13 protein-coding genes and 2 pseudogenes are annotated in these 16,230 nt (G+C 63.2%); 13 read left to right on the plus strand and 2 right to left on the minus strand.

Translation table 11 applies throughout. The annotated features are described in order from the left end of the window. Window positions 1–45: 45 nt before the first annotated feature. The 3 genes and pseudogenes from ACYAR8_RS16250 to ACYAR8_RS16260 all read left to right on the plus strand — a co-directional run. Window positions 46–4,057: pseudogene (locus ACYAR8_RS16250) on the plus strand (Hpt domain-containing protein); the annotation flags it as partial. Window positions 4,058–4,125: 68 nt separating this feature from the next. Then, window positions 4,126–6,027: pseudogene (locus ACYAR8_RS16255) on the plus strand (hybrid sensor histidine kinase/response regulator); the annotation flags it as partial. Next, window positions 6,020–6,508, plus strand: coding sequence for a chemotaxis protein CheW (locus ACYAR8_RS16260; RefSeq protein ID WP_463580423.1), 489 nt, complete (start codon window positions 6,020–6,022; stop codon window positions 6,506–6,508). The pseudogene ACYAR8_RS16255 and the gene ACYAR8_RS16260, both read left to right, overlap by 8 nt. Window positions 6,509–6,678: 170 nt before the next feature. On the opposite strand, the gene ACYAR8_RS16265 is transcribed toward ACYAR8_RS16260, so the two are convergent. Then, window positions 6,679–6,909, minus strand: a complete 231-nt coding sequence (locus ACYAR8_RS16265) for a type II toxin-antitoxin system RelE/ParE family toxin (RefSeq protein WP_342742129.1) — start codon at window positions 6,907–6,909, stop codon at window positions 6,679–6,681. Window positions 6,910–6,934: 25 nt separating this feature from the next. Continuing rightward, window positions 6,935–7,270, minus strand: a complete 336-nt coding sequence (locus ACYAR8_RS16270; protein ID WP_425438897.1) for a CopG family ribbon-helix-helix protein — start codon at window positions 7,268–7,270, stop codon at window positions 6,935–6,937. A gap of 184 nt (window positions 7,271–7,454) precedes the next feature. Between ACYAR8_RS16270 and ACYAR8_RS16275 the strand changes: the two genes are divergently transcribed. The 10 genes from ACYAR8_RS16275 (at window position 7,455) to madM (ending at window position 16,046) form a co-directional block, all read left to right on the plus strand. After that, complete coding sequence (locus ACYAR8_RS16275; protein WP_463580424.1) at window positions 7,455–8,603, plus strand: Fic family protein; 1,149 nt, start codon at window positions 7,455–7,457, stop codon at window positions 8,601–8,603. A gap of 98 nt (window positions 8,604–8,701) precedes the next feature. Continuing rightward, window positions 8,702–10,378: a malonate decarboxylase subunit alpha gene (gene mdcA / locus ACYAR8_RS16280; RefSeq protein WP_463580425.1), complete on the plus strand. Its 1,677-nt coding sequence runs from the start codon at window positions 8,702–8,704 to the stop codon at window positions 10,376–10,378. Beyond that, the gene (locus tag ACYAR8_RS16285) at window positions 10,378–11,274 is read left to right on the plus strand and encodes a triphosphoribosyl-dephospho-CoA synthase (RefSeq protein WP_463580426.1); all 897 of its coding nucleotides are present in this window, start codon (window positions 10,378–10,380) and stop codon (window positions 11,272–11,274) included. Before mdcA ends, ACYAR8_RS16285 begins: the two co-directional genes overlap by 1 nt. Before the next feature lie 2 nt (window positions 11,275–11,276). Further along, window positions 11,277–11,576, plus strand: a complete 300-nt coding sequence (locus tag ACYAR8_RS16290) for a malonate decarboxylase subunit delta (RefSeq protein WP_065991186.1) — start codon at window positions 11,277–11,279, stop codon at window positions 11,574–11,576. Beyond that, window positions 11,569–12,420, plus strand: a complete 852-nt coding sequence (locus tag ACYAR8_RS16295; RefSeq protein WP_463580427.1) for a biotin-independent malonate decarboxylase subunit beta — start codon at window positions 11,569–11,571, stop codon at window positions 12,418–12,420. The genes ACYAR8_RS16290 and ACYAR8_RS16295 overlap by 8 nt, the downstream gene beginning before the upstream one ends. Next, window positions 12,417–13,220 (plus strand): biotin-independent malonate decarboxylase subunit gamma, encoded by an 804-nt coding sequence (gene mdcE, locus ACYAR8_RS16300; RefSeq protein WP_463580428.1) that lies wholly within the window; start codon window positions 12,417–12,419, stop codon window positions 13,218–13,220. Before ACYAR8_RS16295 ends, mdcE begins: the two co-directional genes overlap by 4 nt. Then, window positions 13,214–13,846, plus strand: coding sequence for a malonate decarboxylase holo-ACP synthase (locus ACYAR8_RS16305; protein ID WP_463580429.1), 633 nt, complete (start codon window positions 13,214–13,216; stop codon window positions 13,844–13,846). Before mdcE ends, ACYAR8_RS16305 begins: the two co-directional genes overlap by 7 nt. Beyond that, window positions 13,843–14,778 carry a malonate decarboxylase subunit epsilon gene (gene mdcH / locus ACYAR8_RS16310; RefSeq protein WP_074892391.1) on the plus strand — a complete coding sequence of 312 codons (936 nt, stop codon included), beginning with the start codon at window positions 13,843–13,845 and terminating at the stop codon, window positions 14,776–14,778. Before ACYAR8_RS16305 ends, mdcH begins: the two co-directional genes overlap by 4 nt. A gap of 67 nt (window positions 14,779–14,845) precedes the next feature. Continuing rightward, the gene (gene madL, locus ACYAR8_RS16315; protein WP_065991198.1) at window positions 14,846–15,280 is read left to right on the plus strand and encodes a malonate transporter subunit MadL; all 435 of its coding nucleotides are present in this window, start codon (window positions 14,846–14,848) and stop codon (window positions 15,278–15,280) included. A gap of 1 nt (window position 15,281) precedes the next feature. Continuing rightward, window positions 15,282–16,046, plus strand: a complete 765-nt coding sequence (gene madM, locus ACYAR8_RS16320; RefSeq protein WP_074892392.1) for a malonate transporter subunit MadM — start codon at window positions 15,282–15,284, stop codon at window positions 16,044–16,046. Window positions 16,047–16,230 lie beyond the last annotated feature (184 nt).

Consider the following 16,230-nt stretch of genomic DNA (forward strand, 5'->3'; position numbering starts at 1 on the left):
TAATGCAAATGAAGCAGCGTCAAGGCACAGGCAACCGGAGTCACCATGGCTGACCGTCACGATTACGTGGCCCTAGAGTGGGTCAAAGGCGAAATAGCCGAAACACTCACGCACGCTCGACAGGCGCTGGACACCTTCGTCGCCCGGCCCCAAGACGCAGCGTCGATGGACGTGTGCCTTGATCTCATCCATCAGGTTCACGGCAGCCTGCAGATGATCGAGTTCTACGGCGCCGCGCTGTTCGCCGAGGAAATCGAGCAGCTGGCGCTGGCGCTGAAGCAGGGTCATGTCGCCCAGGAAAGCGAAGCGATTCAGCTGCTGAATCTGGCGATGACCCAACTGCCGGTCTACCTGGAGCGTGTGCATTCCGCTCGCCGTGATTTGCCGCTGGTGGTGCTGCCGCTGCTCAACGATCTGCGCAGCGCCCGGGGCGAAAGCCTGCTGTCCGAGACCAGCCTGTTCTCGCCGCAATTGCTGTCCATCCCCGCCCTTGATCCCGACGCATTGGCCGAGCGCGACAGCCCGGAACTGCCCGCGAAGCTGCGCAAACTGCGGCAAACGCTGCAAACGGCACTGGTCGGGCTGCTCCGGGATCAAGACGTGCAGACCCAACTCGGTTACATGGGCAAAGTGTTCGCCCGGCTTGAGGTGTTGTGCGCGGACGCCCCGCTTGAGCCGCTGTGGCGTATTGCTTCGGCGCTGGTTGAAAACATGATCAGCGGCAATTTCACCAACAGTCCGGCGCTGCGCAGCCTGTTCAAGGACGCCGACAAAGAACTCAAACGCCTGCTGGATCAGGGCGTCGAAGGCATCAATCAGCCTGCGCCCGACGAACTCCTGAAAAGCCTGTTGTTTTACATCGCCAAGTCCGACAGCGAGGCGCAGAAGATGACGGACTTGAAGGACCAGTACGCGCTGGCTGATGCCCTGCCGCACAGCGCCTTGGTCGCTGAAGAACGCGCGCGCATGGCCGGACCGGATCGCGACGCCATGCGCTCGGTGATCATCGCCCTGTGCGATGAACTGGTGCGTACCAAGGAGCGGCTGGACGTCTTCGTGCGCGGAGATCGCCAGCACGTCAGTGAGCTGAGTGCGTTGCTGCCGCCGCTGCGGCAGATCGCCGACACCCTGGCGGTGCTGGGATTTGGGCAGCCGCGCAAAGTCATCATTGATCAGATGACCGTGGTGCAGGGCATGGCTCAGGGACAACGCGCGCCCGACGATGCCACGTTAATGGACGTCGCCGGGGCGTTGCTGTACCTCGAATCGACCCTGGCGGGCATGGCCGGGACCGTCAACCAGAGCAGCCCCGAAGAGAGCCGCCTGCCGACCACCGACCTCAGCCAGATTCACCAACTGGTCATCAAGGAAGCGCGCATCGTCCTGCAGCAGGCCAAGGATGTGATCGACGCCTACGTCGACGGCGAGCTGGACCGGGCACGTCTGCTGCCGCTGTCGGAGCAATTGGTTCAGGTGCGCGGCGCGCTGGCGATGATCCCGCTGGCCCGGGCATCCGGGCTGCTGGCGGCCTGTAACGACTACATCACCGAGCACTTGCTGGTTGACACCGAAAGCCCGGCTGCCTCGCAGCTCGATCACTTGGCGGACGTGATCATCGGCGTCGAGTATTACCTCGAACGCATGGCCGAAGACCCGGAAGCGCCCGGCGAACACGTGCTGGATCTGGCCCAGGAAAGTCTCGCCCGGCTCGGTTACTCGCCAGCCCCCGAAGCGCTGGATGTGCCGGTGCTCGAAGAAGTCATCAGCGAAGAAGAGCTGCAAGACCTGCACGAGCGCCAGGCATTGGTCAGCCCGAGTCGGACCCTTGCCGAAGTGCTGGCCAGCCCGTTATCGGCGGTCAACCCGCCGGCGCGCGATATGCCGGCCAGCCTGTTGCCGCCGCCCAAGGGCGAGCAGGCGATCGATGACGAGCTGCGGGAAGTATTCCTGGAAGAAACCGATGAGATGCTTGGAGCACTGCGCGAGTACGTACCGCGCTGGCGCGCCGATCCGGGCAATCTCTCGGCGCTGGGCGAGATCCGTCGTGCGTTTCACACCCTCAAAGGCAGCGGCCGGATGGTGCGTGCGCTGATTCTGGGCGAGCTGGCGTGGTCGGTGGAAAACCTGCTGAACCGCGTACTGGAACACAGCGTCGAGCCAGACACGCGGGTGCAGCAGTTGCTCACGGACGTGCAGGCCTTACTGCCGGACGTGATTCGCGATTTCGCCGAAGATGTTCAGCGCCAGCGTGACGATGTCGACCAACTGGCGGCTCAGGCCCATGCGCTGGCCCAGGGTGAGGCGGGCGATGTCGAGCCTGCGCAGCGGCTGGAGGATGAAGAGGGTTTCGATCCGCAGTTGCTGGAGATTTTCCGCCAGGAAGCTCACACCCACCTGAACACGATGGGCCGCTACCTCGACGCTGCGCACGACGCCGATGCGCCGGTGTTCAGCAACGATTTGCTGCGTGCGCTGCACACCCTCAAAGGCAGCGCGTACATGGCCGGCGTCTTGCCGATCGCCGAGCTGGCGAGCCCGCTGGATCAATTGGTGCGCGAGTTCAAGACCAACCTGATTGCGGTCGGCCAGGGCGAAATCGACCTGCTGCGTGCGGCCGAGCCTTTGTTCCGACAAGGCCTGTCCCAGCTGAATGCCGACCCGCTGATGCCCATCGAAGGCGCCGCAGCACTGATTCAGCAGGCCCAAGAGCTGCTCGACGCGCGACTGGCCGATGCGTTGAGCGACGACAGCAATGGCCTGCGCACGCGACGCAATCCGCAGCTGATCTCGAGCTTTCTGGCTGAAGGCATGGACATCCTGCTGGACGCAGACAACCTGCTCAAAGACTGGCGCCAGCACCCCGGCCATCGCCAGGAATTGAACGCGCTGCTCGACGAGCTGACCATGCTTGGCCACGGCGCGCACCTGGCCGACCTGCCTCAGGTCGATGAGCTTTGCGAGGCGCTGCTCGACCTGTACGGCGCGGTGGAGGAAAGCAGCCTTGCGGTCAGCGAACGGTTTTTCGATGAGGCCGAAAAGGCCCACGAAGCGCTGATCAACATGCTCGACCAGGTCGCCGCCGGACAGGAAGTCCAACCGTGCCCCGAGCGCGTGGGCGCCTTGCGCGGTCTGCTTGCCGAAGGGCTGGACCCCGGCGCCATGGGCGTTATCAAAAGTGATGGCGGTGGGGCGACCCGCATCATGGAGATGGAGGAAGTCAGCGAGCGCCTTGCCAAGCCCGTCCAGCCTGCGAGTGATGATTTCGATCAGGAAATCGTCGAAATCTTCCTCGAAGAGGCGGTGGATATTCTCGACATCGCCGGCCCTGCGCTTCAGCGCTGGCTCGACGACCCGGAAAACCCGCTGCCGCTGTCATCGTTGCAGCGTGACCTGCACACCCTCAAAGGGGGCGCGCGCATGGCCGAAATCGGCCCGGTGGGTGACCTCGGTCACGAGCTGGAATCGCTGTACGAAGGCCTGCTCGACCGACGTTGCGGTTATTCGCCGCAACTGGCCGAACTGCTGGTGCACAGCCACGATCACCTGTCGCTGATGCTTGAGCAGTTGCAGCACCATTCACCGCTGACCAGTCCCGCGCCGCTGATCGAGAAGATTCGCGAGTTTCGTCAGCGCAACTGCTATTTGCTGCCCAATGACGGCGCGACCCGCAACGTCAGTTCGATGATTCACTCGCTGGACGAGCGCGATCCGGAACTGCTGGAAATCTTCCTCGAAGAAGCCGACGACATCATCGAGAGCAGCAGCGGGGCGTTGGTGCGCTGGCAAGCCGACACTCAGAACCCGCTGGAAGTCGAAAACCTGCTGCGCGATCTGCACACGCTCAAGGGCGGTGCGCGAATGGTGGAGATCGGGCCGATTGGCGATCTGGCCCATGAGCTGGAGTCGTTGTATGAAGGGTTGTCGACGGGCGCGCTTAAAAACAGCGCACTGCTCAACGGCCTGCTGCAAAGCGGCCACGACATGCTCGCCGACATGGTCGATGCCGTTCGCGCTTATGAACCGTTGCCCAACCCGGCGCTGCTGATCGAGAGCATCGCTCACTACACCTCGTCCGGAGCCGCCCGCGAGCCTGCCGAGAAACCTCAGGAGGTGCCGGCTCCGCTGCCAGTGCCCGCTGTTGATCCGGTGGCTGCACAGGCCGAGGCCGATGGCGAGCGCACCGGCCCGGAGATGATCAAGGTCCCGGCCGAGCAGCTGGAAGACCTGGCGAATCTGGCGGGGGAAACCTCGATATTCCGGGGCCGTGTCGAGCAACAGGTCAGCGACGTGCAGATCACGCTGGTCGAAATGGAAACCACCATCGAGCGGATGCGCGATCAGCTGCGCCGACTTGATATCGAAACCCAGGGTCGCATTCTCAGCCGCGATCATCATGTCGATCGGCGGGGTTACGAAGCGTTCGACCCGCTGGAAATGGATCGACATTCGCAGCTGCAGCAGTTGTCACGCGCGCTGTTCGAGTCCGCGTCCGACCTGATGGACCTCAAGGAAACCCTCGACACCCGCGCCCATGAGGCCGAAACCCTGCTGCTGCAACAGGCGCGGGTGAATACCGAGCTTCAGGAAAGCCTGATGCGCACGCGCATGGTGCCGTTCGAGCGCATGGTGCCGCGCCTGCGCCGGATCGTCCGTCAGGTGTCGGGGGAGCTGAACAAGAAGGTCAAGTTCGACGTGGTCAACGCCGAGGGCGAGATGGACCGCAACGTGCTCGAACGCATGGTCGCGCCGCTGGAGCACATGCTGCGCAACGCCGTCGATCACGGGCTGGAGAGCGTCGAGGAGCGCCTGGCCGCCGGCAAGTCAGAGTGGGGGCATATCACGCTGAGTCTGGCCCACGAAGGTGGCGACATCGTCATCGAGATGCGCGACGACGGCGCCGGTGTCGACTTCGAGGCCGTGCGGCGCAAGGCGATCAAGCGCGGCATGATCAGTCCCGACGCCGAGCTGAGCGAGCACGACATCCTGCAGTTCATTCTGCGCCCAGGGTTTTCCACCGCCGAGACCATCACCCAGATTTCCGGGCGCGGCGTCGGCATGGACGTGGTGCACGCCGAGGTCAAGGACCTGGGCGGCTCGATGGTTATTGATTCCAAGGCGGGTGAAGGCGCGCGTTTCCGTGTCCGCTTGCCGTTCTCGGTGTCGGTCAATCGTGCACTGATGGTGCAGTGCGGCGAAGAACTGTACGCCGTCCCGCTCAACAGCATCGAGGGCATCGTGCGCGTGATGCCGAGCGAGCTGGAGACCTGTTATCACACGGTGCCACCGCACTACGAGTACAGCGGGCGCACCTACGAATTGCGTTATCTGGGCGAGCTGCTCAGTAACGGTCATCCGCCGAAACTGAACGGCCAGACACAGACGCAGCCGCTCCCCGTGCTCCTCGTGCATGTCCACGATCAGTGGGTCGCGGTGCAGGTGGACGCGCTGGCCGGCTCGCGGGAAATCGTGGTGAAAAACCTCGGGCCGCAGTTTTCCTCGATACCCGGCATTGCCGGCGCGACCATTCTGGGGGACGGCCGCGTGGTGCTGATTCTCGACCTGTTTGCGCACATCCGGCGCTTTCACGCCAAGCTGCTCGCGCTGCAATTCGCGGGGCATGCGCCGGTGCGTTATGTCGAACCCGAACAGGCGCGGCCGTTGCTGGTGATGGTGGTGGATGACTCGGTGACGGTGCGCAAGGTGACCGGCCGCTTGCTGGAGCGCAACGGCATGAACGTGCTGACGGCCAAAGATGGCGTCGATGCCATGGCGCTGCTGCAGGAGCACACCCCGGACATCATGCTGCTGGACATCGAGATGCCGCGCATGGACGGCTTTGAAGTCGTCAGCAAGATTCGCGGAGACGACGCATTGAAGCACCTGCCAATCATCATGATTACGTCGCGATCGGGACAGAAACACCGCGACCACGCCATGGCGCTTGGGGTGAACGAATACATGAGCAAGCCGTATCAGGAAGCCGCACTGCTGGAAAGCATCGCCCACTGGAGCCACGCCCATGTCTGACACCACAACCCAAACGGCGCGGCTGACCAGCCTGACCGGGTTGCTGATCCCCCTGAGTGACCGGCACCTGCTGTTGCCCAACGTGGCGGTCGCCGAGCTGATCGACTATCAAGACAGCGTCGCCGATCCCGCCGCACCGCAGTGGTACCTGGGACCGATCAACTGGCGCCACCGCAGTCTGCCACTGCTCAGCTTCGAAGCCGCCTGCGGCAGCCGAGCCCGTGTCGGAGGTCGCGCCCGCATCGTCGTGCTCAACGCCCTCGGCGGCCGCCCTGACCTCAAATTCGTCGCCCTGCTGACCCAAGGCATTCCGCGCTCCTGCAAACTCGACAGCCAACTCAGCTACGTCGACGTGCCGCTGGCCGAGCTGGAACTGGCCGCGGTGCAAGTGGGCGAGACCGTGGCGAAGATCCCGGACCTTGTGGCGCTTGAGGAGTGGTTGGTGGATGCAGGGTTGATTCAGGTGACGCCGAGCTTGTAAGAGACTCCCCGGCTCTCAAACGCCGCAGGGTGCATGCCGGACACAGCCCCTGTAGGAGTGAGCTTGCTCGCGAACGCTTCATTTCATCTGCTGAAGATTTAAAGGATGTACCGCCATCTTTGCCTGGATACGGCCCAGAGCGAGCTTGCTCCCACGTGAACGGCGTGCTGTCATCGATCCATCCGGTGATTTAGAACCCTCAGCACCTCCACCTGATGATCCTTCACCCGATACGGCGCCACATACGGGTATCGACTTAACACCAGCTCCCTGACGCCCGGGGATTGTGATGGCCGGCCTAGCCCACTGAACGTCCTCAATGACTCCAACTGACCAAGCACGTCAATCACGATTCGGTTGGCTACTTCCGAGCCGCACATTGCTGCGTAGTATTCATGCATGCCCTCTAGATCACTCTGCGCTTTGTCAGTCAGGGCTATTGTCAGCACGCTTCACCCATCTCGCTTTCACAGATTCGATGTCAGTAAGGTTTCCTGCATCGGCGTCCGCTATGCCGTCAGAGATAGCGTGCATCTGGCGCATCTCGGCCTCGAGGTAGCGGCTCAGTGCTTGCTGAAGGTGATATTGCCGATCACGCTCAGTGGCGCCGGCCAACTGATCGAGCGTTTGTACTGTTTCTTCATCGGCTTGAAATGACAGGACAGTCGATGACATGAGATCTCCAGGCGCTTGAAAGGCATACATATCGCCTTCAAAGCTAGGAGTCTGGGTCGGAAAAGGCAATTCAGGCAACTGCGACATTGCGCTCGGATTTCAGGTTTGTGAAGCAGACAGTTTAATCAGTCAAGAAGGGTCGACTGCGGTGCATATATATCGCACTCCTACCAAATCCCTCCTAGACGCTGAGCCGAATAACCCGCATATTCGGCTCATCCCGTGAGCCGAATGGGATTGCTAATCGGCTCACACACCTCCGAGGCGTCCCGTGAAACAGTCAGCAAAGTGGATTTGGCAACACCTCAAATGGCCTTCCTTCTCCTGGGACGTTGAGCCGTTGGCGCCGCTGTTGCGGGCCTGCACCCAGGCGCAGGGTCAGTTATTGGGGATGATGGGCGCGTCAGGCACTGGCGCGAATGTTGAGCGCGAGCTGGACGCTTTGCTGCAGAACGTCATCACCTCATCGGCCATTGAAGGCGAGCAACTGAATGTGGAGTCGGTGCGTTCTTCTCTGGCAAAGCGGCTCGGGCTCGCCAGCGATGAACGCGTGACGGCACGCAGTGAGGGGCTGGCGGAACTGATGCTGGATGCTACTCAACAGCACGCCGCGCCGCTGACGTCTGAACGGCTGATGCACTGGCATCGGTTGTTGTTTCCCGAGCCGAGCGCGCTGACGGCATACCCCATTCAGGTCGGGACGCTCAGAGGGCCTGAGCCCATGCAGGTCGTGTCCGGTCGCATCGACCAACCCGTTGTGCATTTCGAGGCGCCTGGACGCGAAGGCCTGGAGCAAAAGCTCGATGACTTCTTCTACTGGTTCAACAGCAGCTGCGCCGATCCAACCCTCGACCCGCTGATCCGCGCGGGCATCGCGCATTTCTGGTTCGTGACGCTGCACCCGTTCGACGATGGCAACGGACGTTTGACCCGCGCGATCACTGACCTGGCCATGGCCCAGGGCGAACATCAGGCCATACGCTTTTACGCGATGTCCGCGAGCATCCTCGCCCGCCGTCAGGACTACTACCGGATTCTGGAGGCGACCCAACGTGGTGGCCTGAACATCACCGAGTGGCTCGTCTGGTTTTTACAGACCTTGCTCCACACGCTTGAGCAGGCCATGCAGCGTATCGAGCGAGTGTTGGCGAAGGCGAGATTCTGGCAATTCCATCGGGATGACGGCCTCTCTGTGGAGCAGACCAAGGTGCTCAATCGGTTGTTGAATGGCAACCTGCTGTCCGAGAAGCCGGACGCGGGTTTCGCCGCCGGCATCAGCGCGTCTCAATACCAGGCGGTCGCCAAAGTCAGTAAAGCCACCGCAACCCGGCATCTTCAGGACCTGTTGGAAAAAGGCTGCCTGGTAAAGCTGCCTGGCGGCGGGCGCAGCACCCGTTATCAGATCAACTGGCCTGACTGATCATTACTCTCACGGTAATGATTTACGCATTTGCTTGATTGATGCCGAACCTGAACCCCTCCTAATCTGCCCCACGACAGCGAACTCGTGGAGTCAGCATGACCACAACAACTAAACTTGACCCGCGCTGGTCGCGTCGTCGCACTGAAAAGCTGCGACGGCTCGACCTGGTGCGTTCCTTCGCCGATGGCGTTGTACTGCCGACCGACAACATTGTCGCCGCGCTTGAGGCGTTGATTGCGCCGGGCGATCGCGTGGTGCTGGAAGGCAATAACCAGAAGCAGGCGGATTTCCTGTCCCGCTCACTGGTAAAGGCCGATCCCGGGAAGCTTCACGATCTGCACATGATCATGCCCAGCGTCGGCCGTGCTGAGCACTTGGACCTGTTCGAACGCGGCATCGCCCGTAAGCTGGACTTCTCTTTCGCCGGCACCCAAAGCCTGCGTATCAGCCAGTTGCTGGAAGACGGCCTGCTGGAAATCGGCGCGATTCACACGTACATCGAGCTGTATTCCCGCCTGCTGGTCGACCTGATTCCCAACGTCGTGCTCTCGGCCGGTTTCATGGCTGACCGCGCTGGCAACATCTATACCGGCGCCAGCACCGAAGACACCCCCGCCCTGATCGAACCGGCCGCCTTCAGCGACGGCATCGTCATCGTGCAGGTCAACCAGTTGGTGGATGACGTCAGCGACCTGCCGCGGGTGGACATCCCGGCGTCATGGGTCGACTTCGTGGTCGTCGCCGACAAGCCGTTCTACATCGAGCCGCTGTTTACCCGCGACCCGCGCCACATCAAGCCGGTGCACGTGCTGATGGCGATGATGGCGATTCGCGGGATCTACGAGAAACACAACGTCCAGTCCCTCAACCACGGGATCGGCTTCAACACCGCAGCCATCGAACTGATCCTGCCGACCTACGGCGAATCGCTGGGCCTGAAGGGCAAGATCTGCCGTAACTGGACGCTCAATCCGCACCCGACGCTGATCCCGGCCATCGAAAGCGGCTGGGTCGAAAGCGTGCATTGCTTCGGCACCGAGCTGGGCATGGAAAACTACATTGCCGCGCGGCCCGACGTGTTCTTCACCGGTCACGATGGCTCGATGCGCTCCAACCGAATGATGTGCCAGCTGGCCGGGCAGTACGCCGTGGACCTGTTCATCGGTGCCACGCTGCAAGTCGACGGCGACGGCCATTCCTCCACCGTTACGCGCGGGCGCCTTGCCGGCTTCGGTGGCGCGCCGAACATGGGCCACGACCCGCGCGGCCGACGTCACGCCACGCCCGCCTGGCTGGACATGCGCCAGCAGAGCGGTGACGGGCCGGACGCCTATCTTGAACGCGGCAAGAAGCTCGTCGTGCAAATGGTCGAGACTTTCCAGGAGGGCGGCAAACCCACTTTCGTCGAGACGCTGGACGCTGTCGAAGTCGCGAAAAAGAGCGGCATGCCCCTGGCGCCGATCATGATCTACGGCGACGACGTCACCCATCTGTTGACCGAAGAAGGCATCGCTTATCTGTATAAGGCGCGCAGCCTGGAAGAGCGTCAGGCCATGATCGCCGCCGTCGCAGGCGTCACCTCCATCGGCCTGCGCCACAACCCGAAAGACACCGCCCGCATGCGCCGTGAAGGGCTGATTGCGCTGCCTGAGGATTTGGGCATTCGTCGCACCGATGCCAGCCGCGAACTGCTGGCGGCCAAGAGCGTCGCCGAGCTGGTGGAATGGTCCGGCGGTTTGTACAACCCGCCTGCGAAATTCAGGAGTTGGTGATGCGCGCATTCAATGTAGCTTTCGATGCCTTCGATGCAACGCCGAACCCTGCGTCACTGGCAGAGCGCCTGGCCGATCTGGCCGTGGATGCGCTGATCGACGAAGCCGACCTGTCGCCAAAACCGGCGCTGGTCGATCGTCGCAGCAGTGGTGCCCACACAGATCTGCACCTGGGCTTGATGCACGCATCAGCGCTCTCGCTGTGGCCGGCGTTCAAGCAGATGGCCGACGCCGCTGTTGCCATTGGCGAGATCAACTTGCTGTTGCGGGAAACCATTGGCCGACTCGGTCGCGAGGGCGAAGTCGCGATGATGCGCACCACCAATGGGGTCAACACCCACCGTGGGGCGATCTGGGCATTGGGCTTGTTGGTCACCGCTGCAGCGCTGGACCCCGATGATCTCTGTCCGGAAGGGCTGTGCCAACGCGCCAGCCATCTGGCAATGATCGACGATCGTCATCAGGGCGAGAGTCAAAGCCATGGCCAGGCCGTTGCGCAAAAATACGGCGCAACGGGTGCCCGAGGGCAAGCGCAAGCGGGTTTCCCTGCCGTCACTCAAACCGGCTTGCCGCAACTCATCCGCAGCCGCGCCGCCGGGCATGGCGAGCAGAACGCGCGACTCGATGCACTGCTGGCGATCATGACCACGCTGTCCGATACCTGCGTGCTGTATCGCGCGGGTGAAGCTGGCCTGCACGCCATGCAACACGGTGCCCAGCGGGTACTGGACGCCGGTGGCAGCGCGACCCTCAGCGGCCGTCGCGCGCTGAATCAGCTGGATCAACAGCTGCTGAGCCTGAACGCCTCCCCTGGCGGCGCTGCCGATTTGCTCGCCGCTTGCCTGTTTATTGATCGCCTGGAGCCTGCGCTCGGCGATGCAACGAGGAACGTCTGACCATGGAAACCCTGTCTTTTGAATTCCCTGCCGGGCAACCGCCTTTGGGGCGCGCGCTGGTAGGTTGCGTCGGTTCGGGTGATCTGGAAGTGCTGCTGGAGCCGGGTCAGCCGGGCAAGCTGACGATCCAGGTGCTGACGTCGGTCAATGGCAGTTCGGCGCGCTGGGAAAATCTCTTCCAGCGCATGTTCGACGGCCAGACCCCGCCGGCCATGAGCATCGACATCCACGACTTCGGCGCGACACCGGGCGTGGTTCGGCTGCGCCTGGAGCAAGGTTTCGAGGAGGTCGGTCATGACTGACAGCACGCGGCTTCTGCAGCAGCACAGCTTCGTCGAACTCGGCGCCCGGCAACGCGCTCGCGCACTGCTGGACAACGGCAGTTTTCGTGAGCTGATCGATCCCTTCGAGCGTCTGGTTTCCCCTTGGCTGGCCAAGCAGGGCGTCGTGCCCCAGGCCGACGATGGCGTGGTAATCGCCAAAGGCACGATCGATGCCAAACCGGTGGTGATCTGCGCCATCGAAGGCGGCTTTCAAGGCGGCAGCATGGGCGAAGTCGGCGGCGCCAAAATGGCCGGCGCGCTTGAGTTGGCCGCCGAAGACAACCGCAAGGGCATCCCCACGGCAGCCGTTCTGTTGCTGGAAACCGGGGGCGTGCGCTTGCAGGAAGCCAATCTCGGGCTGGCGGCCATCGCTGACATCCACGCGGCCATCGTTGATCTGCGTCGTTATCAGCCAGTGATTGGCGTAGTGGCGGGCAGCGTTGGCTGCTTCGGCGGCATGTCCATCGCGGCGGCGCTGTGCAGTTATCTGGTCGTCACCCAGGAAGCACGTCTGGGCCTGAACGGCCCGCAAGTCATCGAACAAGAAGCCGGCATCGAGGAATACGACTCCCGCGACCGTCCGTTCATCTGGAGCCTGACCGGGGGCGAGCAACGTTTTGCCAGCGGTCTGGTGGACGCCTTTGTCGCCGACGACATCAGCGCCATTCAGCAACAGGTGCACGCGCTGTTGCACAAGGGCAAGCCCGAGCAGGAACGCAGCAGCCGGTTCGCCTGGTTCCTTGAGCGTTTGTTGCAGGTGGACACCGGCCATCAGATCGAGCCCGCTGCCGTACGCAGCGCCTATCAAGGAGACCGGACATGAGTGCTTACTCTCTGCGTGGATTGAGCTGGTTCAATGCACTGGCCGCAAACGCCGCTGAAGTGGCGGGGCTGCCGGCGTCGGTGAAAGCAGCGGACGGCACGCTGGGTGATCGCCCGGCGCGATTCCTGGCCGTGGTCGCCGACCCTGCCAATCGTTTTCCCCGCGCACAAAACGGCGAAGTCGGATTGCTTGAAGGGTGGGGGCTGGCCCAGGCCGTGGACAGCGCCATCGAGCTGGATCAGGACAGCGACAACAAGCGGACATTAATCGCGATCATCGACGTGCCGAGTCAAGCCTATGGCCGCCGCGAGGAAGCGCTGGGTATTCACCAGGCACTGGCCGGGGCGGTAGACGCTTATGCTCGGGCGCGTCTGGCCGGGCATCCGGTGATCGGGCTGCTGGTAGGCAAGGCGATGTCCGGCGCGTTTCTCGCCCACGGTTATCAGGCCAATCGGCTGATTGCCCTGCGCGACCCAGGCGTCATGGTTCACGCCATGGGCAAGGCCTCGGCGGCGCGGGTGACACTGCGCAGCGTCGAAGAACTGGAAAAACTCGCCGCCAGCGTGCCGCCGATGGCCTACGACATCGACAGCTACGCCAGCCTTGGCCTGCTGTGGGAAACCCTGTCGGTCAGTCAGATCGAGCAGCCCACGGCGTCGGATATCACCCTGGTTCAGGACTGCCTGATTGCAGCGATCAAAGACACCCTCGCCGGTGGCAATGACCTGAGTTCACGCCTGGGCGCGCCCAACCGTGCGGCGTCGTCGAAAGTTCGCGAGCTGTTGCGGGCGCAGTGGTGATGAGCACTTTTCAGCCGGTACTCCCCCATGATCTTTTGTGGGGTTTATCGGCGGCTGCGTTGCCGATCGACGCGCCGGCATGGGCCTTCGAGGTCGTTGGCCTGGGTCATCCAGTGGTGGTCCGCCGCGCCCGTGTCGCGGCCGGCCTGGTGGCGGTGGGTGTGCGGGGGCGCTCGCGGGATCAGCGTTACGCCACTCACATGAAGCTCGACGATGTGCAACAGCGCGTGCGGCCTGAAGCGTTGATCGCCATCGCGCCTGACGCCGATTGGCCAGCGTTGCGAGCCTTACGGCAGATCCGTCCCGTGATGAACGCGCTTGGCCTGCTGTGGGGCGTGGCGGGTGGCGCCGGTTTTGAACTGGCGAGTGGCGTGCCGGTCCTGCACGCCGGCAGCGATCTCGATCTCATCCTGCGCACCCCGGATTTCTTTGATCGCCAGCACGCCGCTCGTTTGGTGGAGCAGCTTGCCGGCGCGGTGTGCCGAATCGACCTTCAGCTGCAAACCCCGTTTGGCGCCGTGGCGCTGCGCGAATGGGCAGGACCGTCTCGTCAGGTGCTCCTCAAAGCCGAAGACGGCGCGAGGCTTGTGGATAACCCGTGGCTGGCGCAGGCGGTCGCGGCATGAGCAGCTTCTGGGCGTTTCCCGGCCAGGGCGCGCAACAGCCGGGCATGCTCCACGGCCTGCCGGAGCACCCGTTGGTCGCGCACTGCCTGGCAGAAGCGAGCGCTGCTTTGAAAGAGGACGTCCTGACCCTGGACACCGCCGCAGCCCTGCAATCGACACGCGCTGTTCAGCTGTGTTTGTTGATCGCTGGCGTCGCCTGTGCGCGGGTGTTGATGGCCGATGAAAACAGCCCTGATATGGTCGCGGGTTTGTCCATCGGCGCTTATCCCGCCGCCGTCATCGCGGGCGCTCTGGATTTTTCGGATGCCGTGCGTCTGGTGGCGCTGCGGGGCGAGCTGATGCAAAGCGCTTATCCACAGGGCTTCGGCATGACGGCGCTGATCGGTCTTGACCAACCCACCGTCGAAGCCCTGATCGCCCGAATTCATAGCGTTGAGAGCCCGGTCTATCTGGCCAACATCAACGCCGATAACCAGTTCGTCATTGCCGGGCGAGACGAGGCCATGGCGGCTGTCGCTGCGCTTGCAAAAGAGCAGGGCGCTGCGGCGGCCAAGCGGCTGGCGGTCAGCGTGCCGTCCCACTGCGAGCTGCTGGCTGAACCTGCGCGGGCGCTCGCCGATGCGTTTGCCCATGTGGGCGTGAAAGCGCCGACGCTCAAATACCTCAGCGGCAGCACCGCGCGGCCGATGCTCAGCGCCGACAAGGTGCGCGACGATCTGGCGTTCAACATGTGCCGTGTCATCGACTGGCGCAGCACGGTGCAAACCGCGTACGAGCGCGGCGCACGCCTGCACATCGAACTGCCGCCGGGCACTGTGCTTACCGGTCTGGCACGCCGCGTCTTCGAACAAGGATCGGCCGTTGCCTTTCAGGGCGCCCGGCTGGACACGCTCAGCGCGCTGTCGCGAGAGGAGGAACGCCGCCACTCATAAACCGACTGCTGCTTTCGAAGGAACACAAAAACAACAACTTCGACGATGCAATTTGAGGATTAGAACAATGGTGATTTATGGCGTGGCGTTACTCGCAATCTGCACCCTCGCGGGGGTGATTCTCGGTGATCTGCTCGGCGTGCTGCTGGGCGTCAAATCCAACGTGGGCGGCGTCGGGATCGCGATGATCCTGTTGATCTGCGCACGGCTGTTCATGCAAAAGCGCGGCGGCATGAGCGAAGGCTGCGAAATGGGCGTCGGCTTCTGGGGCGCCATGTACATCCCGGTCGTTGTGGCCATGGCCGCTCAGCAAAATGTCGTTACGGCGCTTAAGGGCGGGCCCATCGCGGTCATTGCGGCGGTGGTGTCAGTGGTGGTCTGTGGCTGCACGATCGCGGTCATCAGCCGGATCAACAAGGGCGAGCCACTGCCCAAAGAGGACGAACTGGCGAACCCGCTTCCGGTGATCGCGCCAACTGTTTCGCCAGCAGGAGGCCGCTGATATGTGGGAGCTCATTCAGAAAGACCTGATCAGTCAGGGCCTCGTTACCGCGTTTGCGGTCGTGGGCGTGGTGATGTGGATTTCGGTGGTGTTGTCCAAGCGCCTGACGTTCGGGCGCATCCATGGTTCGGCCATTGCGATCGTCATCGGCCTGGTGCTGGCGTGGGTCGGCGGCACGATGACCGGGGGCCAGAAAGGGCTGGCGGACCTGGCGTTGTTTTCCGGGATCGGCTTGATGGGCGGGTCGATGCTGCGTGATTTCGCCATCGTCGCCACGGCCTTCGAAGTGCAGGCGACCGAAGCGAAAAAGGCCGGATGGGTCGGCGCGTTCTCGCTGTTGCTCGGCACGTTGCTGCCGTTCATTGTCGGCTGCTGCGTGGCGTACGCGTTCGGCTATCGCGATGCTGTCAGCATCACCACCATTGGCGCGGGCGCGGTAACGTACATCGTCGGTCCGGTGACTGGCGCGGCGTTGGGTGCGAGCTCGGACGTGATGGCGCTGTCGATCGCGACCGGTCTGATCAAAGCCATTCTGGTGATGGTCGGCACCCCGATGGCTGCACGCTGGATGGGGCTCGATAACCCGCGTTCAGCGATGGTTTTCGGCGGCTTGGCCGGCACCGTGAGCGGCGTGACGGCCGGATTGGCGGCGACGGATCGGCGGCTGGTGCCTTACGGCGCGCTGACGGCGACCTTCCACACCGGGCTCGGCTGCCTGCTGGGGCCTTCCCTGCTGTACTTCATCGTCCGCGGGATTTTGGGCTGAGGCTTCGAGGTGCGCGGCGTGTTTTCGTCGCAATTCCTAAGGCCGAGCCCGGATGATTTTCCGTCGCAAAACCTGTAGGAGCGGGGGGGGGGGGGGGGGGGGGGGGGGGGGGGGGGGGGGGGGGGGGGGGGGGGGGGGGGGGGGGGGGGGGGGGGGGGGGGGGGGGGGGGGGGGGGGGGGGGGG

This window comes from Pseudomonas sp. HP_01 (genome assembly GCF_055284355.1).